A 15,024-nucleotide genomic window follows, 5' to 3' on the forward strand; every position below is an offset into this window, starting at 1 on the left:
CCCAAAACCCTCTATTTTCGTACCAGATACAGAGAAATGTCCATCCTCTTGGCTCATTTATCTGAGATATGAAATTAAAAATTTCTTGAAAAATAAGGAAAAAACACTTGACTAAATAGGGAGGAAGGTTATGAAAAGGTATATTGAGATTAACAGAAAATATCTTCTGATTCCGGTATGTGCGGAAAAGGAAGTGAAGACAGTATCGGTGCTTTGCAGGAATGAAAAGATTTTTGAGTTTGCAGTTCCCATGCATGACAAGGAGTCGGGTTTTTACAGCTTCCACTATTTTGCGCCGGTAAATGTGGAAAAATATCAGGGAAAAACCTTTTTGATAGAAGGGGAAATACCCAGAAGTTTTCTGGATGCCGTGTCCCTGTGCGACAGCATTCCGGAAAATACGCAGCCCCATCCTCTCATCCATTTTGCGCCGGATACAGGGTGGATGAATGATCCCAACGGGCTGATTTACCAGGATGGGATATACCATCTGTATTTTCAGCAGAATCCCTTTGATACCAGATGGGAAAACATGTGCTGGGGGCATGCGGTGAGCCGTGATCTGCTTCACTGGGAACAGAAGGAAACCGCTTTGTATCCCGACAGCGATGGCGTGGTGTATTCGGGAAGCGGAATCGTGAACGAACATGGCATGCTGGGACTTCCCAAGGATGCGCATATTTTCTTCTATACCTGTGCGGGAAACAAATCCAAATGGAGCCTTGGCAAAACCTTTAACCAGAGGATTGCATACAGTACGGACGGCGGAAAGAATATTGTGAAGCTGGAAGGAAGCGTGGTAAAGCATATTTCAGAGGAAAACAGGGATCCCAAAGTTTACTGGCATGAGGGAAGCAAAGCTTATTATATGGTTTTATACCTGAAAGCGAATGATTTCATGATTCTGCGCTCCAGGGATCTGAAAAGCTGGAAGAAAACCCAGGTGCTTACGTTAGATCAGGCAAGCGAATGCCCTGATTTACGGGAGGTGCCCGTGGAAGGTGGCGGCAGCAAGTGGATGTTCTGGACCGCGGACGGGTTTTATTTCCTTGGTGATTTTGACGGTTATGAATTTAAATCGGACGGTGTGAGGCACGAGGCGTATCTGACCGGAATTCCCTATGCGGCGCAGACTATCTGGGGGACGGAGGATATTATTACGATTCCCTGGCTGCGTACGAAGAACAAAGGAAAGATGTATACCGGTGTGATGGGCCTTCCGAGAAAGCTGACGCTGGCGCAGACACCGGAGGGGCTTAAGCTGAGGCAGGTGCCTGTCAGGGAATTCCAGAAGGCGAGAGTAAGCGTGTCCGCCTCCCAGGGCGAGGGCAAGGTTTTCTATATGGCGCAGAAGCCAGGAGCTGTTGAAATCTGTATCCATATGCAAAAGCCGGGAGATTTCGTAGCTTATATCTATGGGACTTCGGTCACCTATGTCGCATCCTGCGGAAAAATGAATGTGGGAAAGGAAAGCGTGCAGATAGGGAAGGAGCTGAATGACTTCTCCATCATAGCCGACGGTGAGATAGTGGAGGTTACGGCACAGAACGGACTTATCTATGCGGTATTTGAACTTGATGCCGACAGGAAGGCCGGGAATGTGACGGTGGATATCGCAGGAAAGGCTTATGTGGATATTTACCGGATTGAATAAACATAAAAAGGAGCGACTGCAAATATAACAGCAGCGCTCCTTTTTCCGCGTGGGCAGCAAATAATTATATCAGTGGATGAGATACAATGATAAATACGGTTGGTCAGAATTTATATGTGGCTGCGTTGATATAGATGGTATCATCGTTTTTTTCATCGCCGCCCTCTGTTTCCTCCGTATAATCAGAAATAGAGGCAACATCTGAAGAAATCAGTTCTATAATACTTTTTAATTCCGAAGGGCATTTTATAAGGGCGCAGTCCTCCAAAAAAAGACGTTCACGGGCAAGCGTTGCGGGGATATTTTCATCAATTTCCACAGTGGCGCAGTCCATGACATGCAGGCCGTCCGGGGTCTGTTCAAGAAGCTGTTTATCTATGTGGAGTGTGCTTTTGTCTGAAATAAGGGTTCCTTTTATGAGAGATATGTTTCCATACTCCACGGGATATGTCAGGAATTCACTGCTGAATTTTTCCGGCAGGCAGATTGTACCGGTGACCTTCAGTGCTTCCAGGGAAGGAAGAACCTCCATTGTTTTGTCTGTAATATACAGATCCCCGATTCTGATAAGCTTTTTACCAAGCTGTGCCAGTGTAAATCCGTTCAGTTCCATAGTATCAGGCAGCAGGCTGAAATCATCGGGAATAACAGAAATATCAGTATTTTCATCAAGCAGGGAAAGAGACTGCTCAAAGAAGCTTTCCTTAACCAGTGCTTTTTCACACAGCAGGGATACATTTTTTTGAATGAGTATGGAAAGGTCAAGCGTCGGATCAATCATGGTTACTTTGCCGGTAATAAAATATGGAGTATTTTGCACTGCACGGATTATAAAAAATTTATCGACAGTAAGATCCTTCAGAATACATACGGCGTTGTCAGGATAACATTTTTGCTGTCCGTTTACATGGATGCGGGATACATATCCGGCGAGGCTTTTCGGATAAATAAGGCAGCCATTTACCATGATTTGCACATAATTCTCCATAGCTTTTTCCGCCCCGGGGTGAAGCAGCAATGTACCATTTACCATAAGAAACGTTTTATCAGCGGCAGCGTCAGTTCCGTCTATTACAACGGAACCGTTTTTAACAATGGTGTTCGTTCCCTCCGGAACCTTGAGTGTACTGGCTGTATTAATTTTTACGGAGTAGCGGGAAAGAAGTACGGATGCCCGTTCCGATAACAGAACTGCTGCGGCATTAACATTAAGCTCCGAATAACCGGAAAGTATTTCTTCCGTGAGTTCAGTCATATCACAGAGTGCGGTATTAATTGATAATTTCTTTAATTGTTCCATAATTCTGCCTTTCTTTTTCCTGTTTTTCTTTGATAAATAATCCTCATAGTTACTTTAATTCCGGGTATTTCAGGCGCAGTTTGCGCCGGGCGCTTGAAAGCCTGTACCGGACGGTGGAAGGAGGAATTCCATACATATCCGAAAGCTGGGTGGAATCGTAGCCCTCAAAGTACCGTTTCAGAAACAGAATCCGTTCCTCCTCCGGCAGCTCACTGCAAAGCTGCATGACTTCGATCTGTGACAAATCGTCCTCGGTTTCTTCCTTTACCCCAGCCTCAGGACGCGCTGCCTCCCGTCTTACCCTGTCTATAAATAGATTGCGCGCTGTTTTATACAGCCAGGCGCGGCACTGGTGTTTATCAAGGCCATTCAGGACATCCGCATGCTCCAGGGCGCGCAGGAAGGTTTCCTGGACAATATCCTCGGCCGAGCATTTGTCGCCGGTCATGCCGACTGCATAATGTACAAGCTCCTGAAAAAACAAATGATATATCTGCGTTATCATAAATTACTCCTGACAGGCTGCGGGTTATCTGTTTGGTTTTATTGTAACGGATACGGAATGAAAATAAAATCGTAGGTTTATGGATTTGTCCGGTATTTTCCGGGGCCTTGTCGGTCTGGACGGATTTCGTGCCGGGGATAAAAGCCTTTGGAAAAAGGATGATAAGCTTCTCTTTGGCGGCGGATTTTGTTCCAGCAGCTCTGCTTTGCGTCTGTTGTTCTCAATTTGTAATCCGGATGTAAACAGAAAATATTCATAATATAGTTCAGGGTTCATGGGGTTACCTCCTTTCCGGTGGATGGGGTTTTTCGGGGCTTTATCAGCGCTTTCATATATAGAACGAATGGGGGAGGGGAAGTGTTTGGAAATTATAAAAATATTAAAAAAAAAATGATCTGAAGAAGTGCAGCTTCATGCGGAGAATATTTTATCCTGTAAAATTTCACCCGGATATTGCGCCGCATAAAAGTCTGTTATTCCCGCGAGCAACGAGCCAAGTATCCATGCTTGCATGGATACTTGGCGACTGCCGCGAGGATCAAATACCCCGCTGCTTTGCAGCGCTGCAAGTTTGATGCCTCGTTGCTTGCAGCGGGGTATTTGATTGTTTTGCGTTGCATGGTAAGGAGCGATTAATTATATGTTGCTCAATGTTGCGCAAATAAATGAATAATTTTTAGAGGAATTATATAATGCATATAAAACATATTTGTTTTTTATGCGAATTGATTGTTAAAAGACACAAGAGTATTATTATTTTATAGAAATTTAATAGAAATGTATATAATAATTAATAGAAATATATGAATAAATAACAAAAAGTATAAAATTAGTTTTTGCGAAAAATGTGCAAAATAAACTGAAAATAATAAAAAAATAAAGGATAATTTAGGATTTGTTGCGCGATTAAATTATCCATAGTATGAATCGGAAATCCAGTTTTTCATATGGGGGTTGCATTAATAGAACATTATCATTAAACAAACGGAGGTAGAAGAATGAGAAAAGTAGCGGAGGATAAGCGGTACAAAATACCGTTTTTTAAAACTGCCAGAAAGCATTGGATGCTTTTGGTGATGCTGGCGCCGGCGTTGCTATATGTTATTGTTTTTTCGTACATACCAATGACAGGCATTGTGCTTGCGTTTAAGAATTATCAATATGCAGGCGGTATATATGGTTCTCCGTGGTCAGTACTGGATAATTTCAAAGCACTGCTTATTGCAGGAAAACTAGGGCAGGTTACGCGTAATACCTTGCTTTATAATATCGCATTTTTGTTCTTGGGAGTGGTTTTTGAAATGGGCAGCGCCATTTTGCTAAATGAACTGCTCAGTAAGAAATTTAAAAAGATTGCGCAATCCTTTATGTTTCTTCCCTATTTTATAAGCTGGGTTGTAGCAGGCGCAATTATGTATAACATCTTCAATTTTGAAAAGGGTGTATTTAACCATATACTGAATCTGTTGGGGGCGGAATCCTTCGATTTGTATAATACACCGGCAGCCTGGCCAATTGTATTGATTTTTCTCAAGCTGTGGAAGCAGACAGGTTATGGTTCTGTAGTGTATCTGGCTGCTATTACGGGACTGGATCAGGAAATGTTTGAAGCTGCCTCCATAGATGGAGCCAATGCATGGCAGAAGATTAAGTATATTACCATTCCTTCTCTTATGCCTACCATGATGATACTGGTATTGCTGGGTATCGGAAATATATTCCGCGGAGATTTCGGATTATTTTATCAGACGGTAAAAACCAGCGCACTCTTACAGCCTGTTACTAATGTAATTGATACCTATGTATTCCGGCTATTGATAAATAACAGTGATGTTGGTGTATCAGCCGCTGCCGGATTGTATCAGTCAGTGCTCTGTTTTATAACAATTACTATCTGTAATAGACTGGTAAAAAAAGCAGATCCGGATTATGCCCTGTATTAATGGAAGGAGTATAAAATATGTCAGAAAAAAAGATAAATCATGGCAGGAGAATGAGCAAAGATGTTCTTGCCGTAAATGTACTTGGATATATTCTTATCGGTTTGTTTGCCCTGGTATGTGTGCTTCCATTTTATTTGATTATAGTTGCTTCCTTTACCTCTGAGGCATCTTTAATTAGAAACGGGTATCCTGTAATACCTACTGATTTCAGCGTACAGAGTTATCTGCTCTGCCTTAAGAATCCTGTATCCATAATGAAGGCTTATTTGACAACAATCGGTGTTACTGCAGGAGGGACGCTTCTTTCCGTATTCATAGCAACTATGACAGGCTATGTATTATCCCGCAAAGATTTTCCATGGCGCAATAAGGTATCATTTTTCTTTTTCTTCACTACGCTGTTTAACGGAGGACTGGTTCCATGGTATATGTTGTGCGTCAGATACCTGAATATGAAAAATTCTTATCTTGGAATCCTGCTTCCGCTGATGTTTTCCGTTTGGAACATGATTATTGCAAAAAGTTTTATGGCCGGGATTCCCAGTGCAGTCAGTGAATCTGCTAAAATAGACGGGGCAAATGACTTCGTTATATTTGCCCGCCTGATATTGCCGCTGAGCAAGCCTCTGCTGGCAACACTGAGTCTTTTTTCAGCGCTGGCTTACTGGAATGACTGGTACAATTGTATGCTGTTTATCACCAATGAAAATATGTTTAACCTGCAGTATTATCTGCAAAGGATGCTGGGAAGTGCGGAGGCTATGCGTATTGTTGCTGAAAAATCAGGTATTGCGCTGCCGTCGATTCCTCTGGAAAGTATGAAAATGGCAATGACCATAATAGCTACCGGACCTATTGTACTTTTGTATCCATTTGTTCAGCGTTATTTTGTCAAGGGTCTGACGATTGGAGCTGTAAAGGGATAATTGAGAAATTATAAGAATGGAATTTAAGATATGTATGAAGCGCCAGAGCTTCTTAACATAAAAAAAGAAAGAGAGGTTTCTTATGAATAAGAAAAAATTGTTATCGATCACCCTGGTAATGTGTCTTATGATTACCCTGTTCGCAGGCTGCGGCAGTACAAAGACAGAGCCTTCGTCATCCGCAGGCGGACAAAGCACAGAAACTGCTTCTGCTGCAGGCAGCGGGACAGCTGAAGCAGGAACTGAGCCGGGAAGTTCACTTCTGGACAGCCTTCCTGAGGCTGTAGGCGCAGGTGTGGAAATTGCAGCCTCCCCAGAAATCTATGCAGCAACGGATCTGAGTAAGGAATATACGGTTAATATGTATCTGATAGGAGATACACCGAATGACTGGGATAAGGTTCTAGCGCTGGTAAATGAGTACCTTGAACCATACAATACTAAGCTTGCGGTAACAGTTATGAGTTGGAGTGATTATCAGACAATGTATTCCCTGGTTTTAGCAGGCGGTGAACAGGTGGATCTTATTTTCACTGCTCCCTGGTGCTATATGTATAATGAAGCCGCAAAAGGTTCCTTTTATGAGCTGACTGGTGACTTTATTTCAACTTATATGCCTTTAACTAATAAATATCAGGCAGCGGAAAGCTGGGATGAGACTACTATTTCCGGAAAAACAATTGCGGTGCCTTCCAATGTAGCGGCTCCTATGGGGAAAATCGTAGCAGTCCGTCAGGATCTTATGGAAAAGTACGGAATGTCGGAGTTAAAGAACTGGGATGATTATATGCAGTTTGCTCTTACCATTGCAGAGAAGGAGACGCCGGAAAGCGGGATTTACGCATTGGCGGCATCTGGTGATAATAATGAACTGTGGGATGTATACCGTCAGCAGACCGACACTTTCCTGGCATTGGACAGCAGCTGGCTTGATATGATGTATGAATATAAAGGCAACATTCCTGCAAAAGAGGATATTAAGCTTGCCTATGAATATGATTCCTTCCGTCAGTATGCTAAGGATATGAAAACACTGGCAGATGCAGGCTGTTGGAGCCGTAGTGCATTAACTAATACCGTCACGGATGATGACTCCTTTGGAAATCTTCAGGGTGCGTCCATAGCGTGGAATGCCTCCGTATTTACATACATGGAACAGGCGGAAAAGACAGAGGGCGTAAGCTGTATGGCTTATGATCTTACCAAGGATCATCTTGTAGGTGCGGAAGCTTATTCCAATAATGATATGGCAATTGCAGCCGGATCGAAAAATCCTGAATGGGCAGGAATGGTTCTGGATCTTATCAAATACGATACCTATCTGAATAAACTGCTTCTTCTTGGCATCGAAGGCGAACATTACAGCATCGATGATAAGGGACAGTATATGGAGCTTGATAAGGCAACAGAATATCCTGCAATGAATATTTCAGCTTCCTGGGCAATAAAAAATGGTGATTTGGAAGAGGCGGGAACACCTGAGCGCGAAACCTTAATTACCGATTCCTGGAAAGAGCGTGTAGTGATGAATCCTACCATTACGTTTGTATTCGACGATACGAATGTAAAATCCTATGTTTCCGCGGTTACTGCCGTGTTGACTGATTATGTTCCCATGCTGGAACTGGGACTTGTGGATGATTCCGATGCAACACTGGATGAGATGATTCAGAAGTGTTATGATGCGGGCCTGCAGAACATTTATGATGAATTCTATACACAGTATGATGCATGGCTGGCTACCCGTTAAACATAAAGTATAAAAAGGTAAAGCCGGCCGTCAGGCCGGCTTTTACTCTTGAAAGGAGTGGCTGAAATTACAATTGATGAGATGGCAAAACATCTGGGAGTATCTAAAAGTACTGTTTCCCGCGCATTGTCCGGTAAAGGAAGGATTGGGGAGGCTACGAGAATAAAAATACAAACCTTCGCAAAGGAACAGGGAGGATGGGTGGAAAAAATACAGGAAACAAAGATAACCGCGACCCAGAATATTGGGGTGGTAATTCCTACCGATGCTTATTCCATAAATGTCCCCTTCTTTCAGGAATGTTTGCTTGGTATCAGCGAAATGGCAACAATGCTTAAATATAATGTATTGATTACGGTAGGCGAAGTAAATGAAATATCAGGAGTACAGACACTTGTGGAAAATAAAAAGGTGGATGGAATGATTTTACTGCGCGGAGTGGAAAATGACAGGCTTTTAAAGTATCTGACAGACATTCATTTTCCGACTGGCCTGGCGGGTACCTGTGAATATAAGGATGTAATCCAGGTAGATACGGACAACAGGGCAGCTGCTGAAACAATGGTATCTCTGCTGATTAGCCAGGGATACCGAAGATTTGCCATGGTAGTGGGTATTGTATCCTACGAAGTAAACAAAAGCCGGTGCCAGGGTTATTATGATGCCCTGGATAAAAATGGATTAGACAGAGCCAACCAGATGTTTTATCCGAACTTTATCCATATGGAGTTAATAGACAGTATAATTGCAGATATTTTCGCCGGGAAGATAGAGTTTATCATTTGCGGGGATGATGTGGTTTGTACAAAAATTATGTCCCGGCTTCAGGCAGAGGGCTATCGTATTCCCAGGGATATTTCAATTGTATCTCTCTATAACAGTACTAATCTGGACTGCTTTTCCCCTGCGGTAACAGCGGTGAGTATTTCTGCAAGGCAGGTAGGGAATGTACTGGGAAATCAGTTAATTAATTGTCTCCGGGGAGATACCTATAACGCAAAAACGCTTTTAGGACATGATATTTTGCTCAGAAAATCTGTAGGAAAATAGAAATGCGGCATGGAGGATTGAAAATGTATTTAGAGACGAAAAGTGTAAGACAGGTGGAGAACTTCAATCTGGACTGGTTTTTCTGCCATACAGATTGTGATTTTACACCGGGAGAGCCACCGACAAAGGACTTCAGGCCGGTTAAACTGCCCCATGACTGGAGCATGGAATACCCTTTTAATGAAAATGCAGATTCCTGTGGTTCCGGTGGGTATGTGGAAACAGGGGTGGGATGGTATCGGAAAGTTTTCAGAATAGCGCCTGAAGCATTAAATGACGGCAGAGTTATGATTCATTTTGAAAGCGCTTACATGAATACACAGGTTTGGATTAACGGAAAGTATCTTGGCAGACATGTGTATGGATATACTCCCTTTGGATGGGACATAACCGATGTGGCGAACCATGACGGCAGTGAAAATATTATTGATGTTAAGGTAGATAATTCCGCACAGCCAAGCTCTCGCTGGTATTCCGGTTCAGGAATTACCAGGAATGTATGGATTTATGGAGTAAAAAGGCTTCATGTGGCTCCTTATGGTGTGTGGGTTCATCAGCCGGAAGTAACAAAAGAACAGGCGAAGCTGATTGTAGAAACACAGGTATGTATGTCTTCGGCAGATCTTTCTGACGGAGATAAAGCTTTGAAGGCCGGAAAAATTTGCGTGGAGACTTGTATCTATACTCCGGACGGGACACTGTGTGTACAGGAACGAACACAGGATGGCAGAAACATAGACGGGGAACGGATTATTTTTACACAGGATATTTGTGTGAAGGCTCCCAGACTGTGGGATATATCTGATCCGGCGTTGTATAAGGTAAAAACAAGTGTTTGGGAAAACGAAGAGCTGCAGGATGAAGTGGAATTAATGACCGGCTTCATGAGCGCAGTATTTGACAGTAATAAAGGTTTTCTTCTGAATGGAAAAAGGGTGAAGCTGAATGGTGTCTGTATACATCATGATGGAGGATGTGCAGGAGCGGCTGTTCATCCGCAGATTTGGGAGAGAAGACTGGAAAAACTGAAAAACATGGGAGCTAATGCCGTTCGTATGTCACATAATCCGCCGGATCCGGCATTGTTGGATTTATGTGACCGTATGGGACTGCTGGTAATGGATGAAGCGTTTGATGAATGGCGTATTCTGAAGAGTAAGGAGCTGGGAAGCAATACGCATGAAAGCAGAGGATACTCGGAATGGTTTGACAGCTGTCATGAGCAGGATTTAAGGACAATGCTGATGAGGGACAGAAATCATCCCGGAATTATTTTGTGGAGTATCGGTAATGAAGTACCGGAACAAACTGCTGCACAGGGATATCTTACTGCGAGACATTTAAGAGATATCTGTAAGGAAATGGATCCGGATCGGGCTGTAACGCAGGCAAATGATCAAATCTGTGCGGAGCCTGCGGCGGCAACACAGGAGTTTCTGGATGAACTGGATGTGGTAGGTTATAATTATGTAAACAGGTGGCGTACCAGGGCGGAAACTCTTTACGATGATGACAAACGTGCGAATCCGGGCTGGTGTGTAATAGGTACTGAAAACAGCAGCATTGGAGGCGTGAGGGGAAAATATCAGCTGGGGATGCAGGAAAAAGCCGGCTGGTGGAAATGGCCTTATTACAGTGCTCCGGTAGCGGTTGGGAGATTGCTTCGGTTTACTATGACTCATGATTATGTCGCCGGAGATTTTATGTGGACAGGCATTGATTATCTGGGAGAGGCCCATTGGCCCGGTCGTTCTTCCAGTGCCGGAGTACTGGATACCTGCGGTTATGAAAAAGATGGCTATTATTTCTACCAGAGCATTTGGAAACAAAGGGAACCAATGGCACACTTGCTTCCTCATTGGAATATGGATGTTGAGAAAGGAACGATAATACAGGCATTGGGTTATACAAACTGTGAATATGCCGAGCTGTTCCTGAATGGAAGGTCTTATGGGAAAAAAGCATATTCCTATCCGGCCTATGGTATGACACAGTATTATGGACATTTTGATAAGGAGCCTATCCCGGTTAATACAGATAATCTGTTTTTAAGCTGGGATGTACCTTATGAGCCGGGATGTATTGAACTGGTGGGCTACCGGGATGGAATAGATGTGGTGCGTCATACTGTAAAGACAGCCGGAACTCCCGCAGCAATCCGGGTGACCTGCTTTAGGCAGCGCTGATGGCAGACGGCCAGGATATTGGCCAGATAGAAGCAGAAATAATAGATGCGGAAGGAAATCTATGTCCTCAGGCGGAATCAGAACTGACTTTTATTACTGAAGGAACAGCCTCAGTTATCGGAGTGGATAATGGAAATCCGGAAAGCCATGAAAGTATGAGGGCAAACCATATCCATGCTTTAGGCGGACGCGCCTATGCTGTTGTAAGGTCTGACGGGACCGCTGGTGAGTGTATTGTAAGGATATGTTCCGAAAAACTGGGGGAAAGCTGTGTAACTCTTTGTTTTGACTGAAATAAGCCTTGGAAATAATTGTTTACATACGCACTGTAATGAATATGCAATAGACTTAAGACACTGCAGTAGTCATGGATTGGGGATATTATAACAATTATGTGGTGAGTAGTTTTATGCTGGAACTATCCGTGTCCTGAAGGACTTACATATTTGAACTGAAAAAGTAGTGGAAAAATGAATTGCCATCCTCCTTGCAGTAAACAAAGCAGGGAGGGTGGCAGTCTGATTAAGAGAAATAAATAAGAAGGCCGGAAATTCATCCAGCAAGGCTGTTGTATTTTTATAGTTCTTCTAAAAGCTGCCGTCCCCGTCATGCTCCTTATGCCATTCTTCAAGGGCATCCAGCATGCCTTCTTTTACCGCGGCCTTCACAACAAAATATAAAATACCTCCTATCACGCCGATAACAAGCAGATAAGTTAAAATACCTAATAATCCACCAACAATTGCCATACCAATCCTCCTTGTTTTGCGAAGCAAAATGCGAACCCTTTGGTGAGCAGAGGATATACCTCCTCTTTTGCGGATTCCCTGAGCCGAAAGCCAACGTTATAGGTGATTTAGGATGGCTTTCGGCAGCAGCTGTGGGAACAAAAGTTACATAAAAATTATAAAGGAAACTGCTCTTTAAATAAACGGTTTTAGAGAAAAATAAGATTAATTTAAGATCTATCTTAAGAATAATCTGCTATAATGTGAAGCATCAATATGGAGGAAATGAGGTAGAGGATCATGGAAAAAAGACAATACATTTGCCCGAAATGCGGATGCCAGAATTATGAGAGCGACCAGTTCCAGGCCACAGGCGGCAACTTCGCAAAGATTTTTGATGTTCAGAATAAAAAGTTTGTTACCATAAGCTGCTGTCAGTGCGGCTATACGGAGCTGTATAAGGCGAAGGGTTCCGATGGCTGGGATATTCTGGACTTCCTGATCGGCAACTAAGGGACGGCCATAAGAACCGGAACAGGTTTCAGGTTATTTCTTTCGCAGGAAGATACAGAAAAGCAGGTATAGAAACAGTATACCACCCATGCAAAAGCCAAGAAAGGCAGGCCAGGGAACGCCCAGCAGAAGAGGTGTAACCGGCGCCAGGCACAGAAGGGCGGAGCCTATGAACAAAGAGGCGGCCAGGATGGCGAGGACCAGGTAGTGAATACCGTTCTTAAGAATCCTGCCCGTCTCTTCTGCATTTACCAGCTCCAGGTTCAGCTTTGTCTGTCCGTTTTTGGTGATGTTGAGAAGATCGGAGAGCTGAGCCGGGATTTCCAGGGATTTGGACAGGGAGGAATAAGCCAGGCGCGAATTTTTCTTAAGCTCATGGCCTAAATGGAAATCGTCCATGAGGATGGAGGCCATGTGTGAGGAGAGGATCTGGAACATATTCACATCGGGTGCGCAGGCGGAGAGCATTCCTTCCATTGTTATCATGCTGCGTCCAAGCAGGGTGATATCAGAAGGTATTGCAATATTATGGGATTTCACCATATCCAGCAGTTTTTCTATTAAATCGCCCACATCCATGCTGCCGAAGCCGGTAGTCAGGAATTTGCTTACAATATCATCGATGTCCGTATAAAGGAGGGCATGATTAATACGCCCTTTGGCTTCGCCGAGGGCGAGAAGTACATTTTTCAGTTCATACATATCATTTTTGAGGACTGCGACTACGGCTCTTTTAAAAAGGGCGCGGTAACGGGAAGAAAGAGTTCCCATCATGCCCAAATCCAGCCAGGCTATCTGACCGCCGGAAATGCGGATATTTCCCGGATGGGGATCAGCGTGGAAAAAGCCGTCCTCCAGAATCTGCTTGCAGTAATTCTCCGCGGCCTTACGGCCGATTTCCGTCATATCATAGCCCAGTTTTTCCAGTTCTTCAATTTTATCAATTTGGATTCCGTCAATATAGCTCATCACCATGCAGCAGGAGGTGGTCAGCTTATGATATACAGAGGGGCAGGTTACGTAACGGATGTCCTTATGATTGAGAGAGAAGGTGTCGCAGTTGGCTGCTTCCTTCAGAAAGTCCATTTCTTCCTGGGAGGTCTTCCACAGCTCATCAATTACCGTTCGGAAATCAATAAGATCACCGGTGCCGATAGTGAATCTCAGAAGAGATACCGCATGGCGCATAAGGGTGATATCCTCCGCCATGATTTCATGGATGTGGGGGCGCTGTACCTTGATGACAACCCGTTCCCCATTTTTAAGCACGGCAGGATGAACCTGGGCAATGGAAGCCGAACCCAGGGGGATGGGGGAGATTTCTGTGAAAATCTCTTCTGCCGGACAGCCCAGCTGTTCTTCTATCACCTCTTTTATGACATCAAAAGAAAGGGGCTTAACATCGGTTCTTAACCGTTCAAGCTCCTTGCAATAGGCCTCCGGAAGCATATCGGAACGCATGGACATGATCTGGCCCAGCTTCACGTAGGTGGGCCCCAGGTCTTCCAATATCAGCCGGAGCTTTTCCGGCTGAATACCGGAAGTAATATGATGTTTTTTTAAAACCCCCAGTATCTCTTTTAATCGGATACCGGAGGCGTCATTCTGGTGCAGATTACTTGTTGTCACAATTTTCCCCGTCACATTTGTAGGCAGCATCTTTGGAGCATTCTTTCTCTTCACATCCGCATCCGCAGCCTTCATCTTCAGCAGCTTCGGCGTCAGCTTCCGCTTTTTCCTCAGCAGCTTCTTCAGCGGTCTTAGCAGCCATTTCGTTCAGCTTCTCTTTAAGAGCGTCAAGCTCTTCGCGGGACATCTTGTCCACTGCGGAGAAGACATCCTTGAACTCGTTTACCACATTTACGGTAACGTGTTTGTTGATTTTCTCTTTGGTGCTGCGCTTCAGTTCTTCGTTCAGGACCTTTCCCTGCTCAACGGTGAGCTCGCCTTTTTCCACAAGATTGTCAATCAGGTTCTTAGCAGCCTCTCCGGTTGTTGCAACAGCGCCGACACCGGCAAGAAATATTTTTTTGATTCCTTCTGTAATATCCATAGTCATTCATCCTTTCTTTCAAAAAAGAGGGTTATTTTTTGTGATGACTATAGTATAACATATTGTCAGGAAATGTCTTGGATTTCAGAAAAGCTTTAGTAAAAATTAAGAGTTTGATAAGTTTGGGGTGGGGGTAATGGCCTTAACCGTGTCAGCACCGGAGCTTCCGGCTTTTGTCACGGGCGGAGGGCGGGTTTTCTCCGGTGGGGCGGCTGTGGAGAACTAAAATGGTCTGTGAGAGTTGGCGGGGAGAGCGTAGAGGGGATGTGGGAGGGAAAATTGTATTGTAAAAGGAGCTTCCTGTATAATTCAAATATAGGGAATTCCGAGAAAGAGGGTTGAGAAAAAAATACCTCAGAGTAAAATAAGATTACTGACTTTGCGGGTTAGTAAAAAATCTTATTAAAACAGTGAGG

At 43.9% G+C, this 15,024-nt stretch carries 13 protein-coding genes and 1 pseudogene; 9 read left to right on the forward strand and 5 right to left on the reverse strand.

The features are described from left to right. The first annotated feature begins 130 nt into the window (after positions 1-130). Positions 131-1,654 carry a glycoside hydrolase family 32 protein gene (locus FYJ45_RS27710; RefSeq protein WP_154468220.1) on the forward strand — a complete coding sequence of 508 codons (1,524 nt, stop codon included), beginning with the start codon at positions 131-133 and terminating at the stop codon, positions 1,652-1,654. A 103-nt stretch (positions 1,655-1,757) separates the two neighbouring features. Here the strand turns inward: FYJ45_RS27710 and FYJ45_RS27715 are convergent, their stop codons facing one another. Then, the gene (locus tag FYJ45_RS27715; protein ID WP_021640095.1) at positions 1,758-2,954 is read right to left on the reverse strand and encodes a hypothetical protein; all 1,197 of its coding nucleotides are present in this window, start codon (positions 2,952-2,954) and stop codon (positions 1,758-1,760) included. Between the two features lie 49 nt (positions 2,955-3,003). After that, a complete protein-coding gene (locus FYJ45_RS27720) occupies positions 3,004-3,459 on the reverse strand; it encodes an RNA polymerase sigma factor (RefSeq protein WP_021640096.1) in 456 nt (151 codons plus the stop codon). Positions 3,460-4,457: 998 nt separating this feature from the next. On the opposite strand from FYJ45_RS27720, the gene FYJ45_RS27725 reads away from it, so the two are divergent. The 7 genes and pseudogenes from FYJ45_RS27725 to FYJ45_RS27750 all read left to right on the forward strand — a co-directional run bounded on the left by FYJ45_RS27725 (position 4,458) and on the right by FYJ45_RS27750 (position 11,607). Beyond that, complete coding sequence (locus FYJ45_RS27725) at positions 4,458-5,402, forward strand: ABC transporter permease (RefSeq protein ID WP_154468221.1); 945 nt, start codon at positions 4,458-4,460, stop codon at positions 5,400-5,402. A gap of 17 nt (positions 5,403-5,419) precedes the next feature. After that, the gene (locus FYJ45_RS27730; protein ID WP_154468222.1) at positions 5,420-6,328 is read left to right on the forward strand and encodes a carbohydrate ABC transporter permease; all 909 of its coding nucleotides are present in this window, start codon (positions 5,420-5,422) and stop codon (positions 6,326-6,328) included. Between the two features lie 82 nt (positions 6,329-6,410). Further along, positions 6,411-8,078: an ABC transporter substrate-binding protein gene (locus tag FYJ45_RS27735; RefSeq protein ID WP_154468223.1), complete on the forward strand. Its 1,668-nt coding sequence runs from the start codon at positions 6,411-6,413 to the stop codon at positions 8,076-8,078. A gap of 81 nt (positions 8,079-8,159) precedes the next feature. After that, positions 8,160-8,255: pseudogene (locus tag FYJ45_RS33355) on the forward strand (LacI family DNA-binding transcriptional regulator); the annotation flags it as partial. Between the two features lie 24 nt (positions 8,256-8,279). Continuing rightward, complete coding sequence (locus tag FYJ45_RS27740) at positions 8,280-9,128, forward strand: substrate-binding domain-containing protein (protein WP_276925286.1); 849 nt, start codon at positions 8,280-8,282, stop codon at positions 9,126-9,128. A 23-nt stretch (positions 9,129-9,151) separates the two neighbouring features. Then, entirely contained in the window at positions 9,152-11,314 is a 2,163-nt protein-coding gene (locus tag FYJ45_RS27745; protein ID WP_195842022.1) for a glycoside hydrolase family 2 TIM barrel-domain containing protein, read from the forward strand. Next, a complete protein-coding gene (locus tag FYJ45_RS27750; protein ID WP_154468226.1) occupies positions 11,314-11,607 on the forward strand; it encodes a hypothetical protein in 294 nt (97 codons plus the stop codon). The genes FYJ45_RS27745 and FYJ45_RS27750 overlap by 1 nt, the downstream gene beginning before the upstream one ends. A gap of 294 nt (positions 11,608-11,901) precedes the next feature. Here the strand turns inward: FYJ45_RS27750 and FYJ45_RS29975 are convergent, their stop codons facing one another. Then, positions 11,902-12,063, reverse strand: coding sequence for a hypothetical protein (locus FYJ45_RS29975; protein ID WP_021640105.1), 162 nt, complete (start codon positions 12,061-12,063; stop codon positions 11,902-11,904). Positions 12,064-12,342: 279 nt separating this feature from the next. Here FYJ45_RS29975 and FYJ45_RS27755 point away from each other — a divergent pair, with 279 nt between their 5' ends. After that, on the forward strand, positions 12,343-12,555 hold the full coding sequence (locus tag FYJ45_RS27755) for a zinc ribbon domain-containing protein (RefSeq protein ID WP_021640106.1): 213 nt from the start codon (positions 12,343-12,345) through the stop codon (positions 12,553-12,555). A 33-nt stretch (positions 12,556-12,588) separates the two neighbouring features. On the opposite strand, the gene FYJ45_RS27760 is transcribed toward FYJ45_RS27755, so the two are convergent. Continuing rightward, on the reverse strand, positions 12,589-14,184 hold the full coding sequence (locus FYJ45_RS27760; protein ID WP_276925289.1) for an ABC1 kinase family protein: 1,596 nt from the start codon (positions 14,182-14,184) through the stop codon (positions 12,589-12,591). After that, positions 14,171-14,608 (reverse strand): phasin family protein, encoded by a 438-nt coding sequence (locus tag FYJ45_RS27765; protein WP_154468228.1) that lies wholly within the window; start codon positions 14,606-14,608, stop codon positions 14,171-14,173. The genes FYJ45_RS27760 and FYJ45_RS27765 overlap by 14 nt, the downstream gene beginning before the upstream one ends. Positions 14,609-15,024 lie beyond the last annotated feature (416 nt).

The sequence above is a fragment of the Eisenbergiella porci genome (genome assembly GCF_009696275.1).
GTDB classification, from domain to species: Bacteria; Bacillota; Clostridia; order Lachnospirales; family Lachnospiraceae; genus Eisenbergiella; species Eisenbergiella porci.

Coding starts and splice junctions, on each gene's coding strand:
- FYJ45_RS27710 (WP_154468220.1), top strand. CDS start 131: ATGAAAAGGTATATTGAGATTAACAGAAAATATCTTCTGATTCCGGTA.
- FYJ45_RS27715 (WP_021640095.1), bottom strand. CDS start 2,954: ATGGAACAATTAAAGAAATTATCAATTAATACCGCACTCTGTGATATG.
- FYJ45_RS27720 (WP_021640096.1), bottom strand. CDS start 3,459: ATGATAACGCAGATATATCATTTGTTTTTTCAGGAGCTTGTACATTAT.
- FYJ45_RS27725 (WP_154468221.1), top strand. CDS start 4,458: ATGAGAAAAGTAGCGGAGGATAAGCGGTACAAAATACCGTTTTTTAAA.
- FYJ45_RS27730 (WP_154468222.1), top strand. CDS start 5,420: ATGTCAGAAAAAAAGATAAATCATGGCAGGAGAATGAGCAAAGATGTT.
- FYJ45_RS27735 (WP_154468223.1), top strand. CDS start 6,411: ATGAATAAGAAAAAATTGTTATCGATCACCCTGGTAATGTGTCTTATG.
- FYJ45_RS27745 (WP_195842022.1), top strand. CDS start 9,152: ATGTATTTAGAGACGAAAAGTGTAAGACAGGTGGAGAACTTCAATCTG.
- FYJ45_RS27750 (WP_154468226.1), top strand. CDS start 11,314: ATGGCAGACGGCCAGGATATTGGCCAGATAGAAGCAGAAATAATAGAT.
- FYJ45_RS29975 (WP_021640105.1), bottom strand. CDS start 12,063: ATGGCAATTGTTGGTGGATTATTAGGTATTTTAACTTATCTGCTTGTT.
- FYJ45_RS27755 (WP_021640106.1), top strand. CDS start 12,343: ATGGAAAAAAGACAATACATTTGCCCGAAATGCGGATGCCAGAATTAT.
- FYJ45_RS27765 (WP_154468228.1), bottom strand. CDS start 14,608: ATGGATATTACAGAAGGAATCAAAAAAATATTTCTTGCCGGTGTCGGC.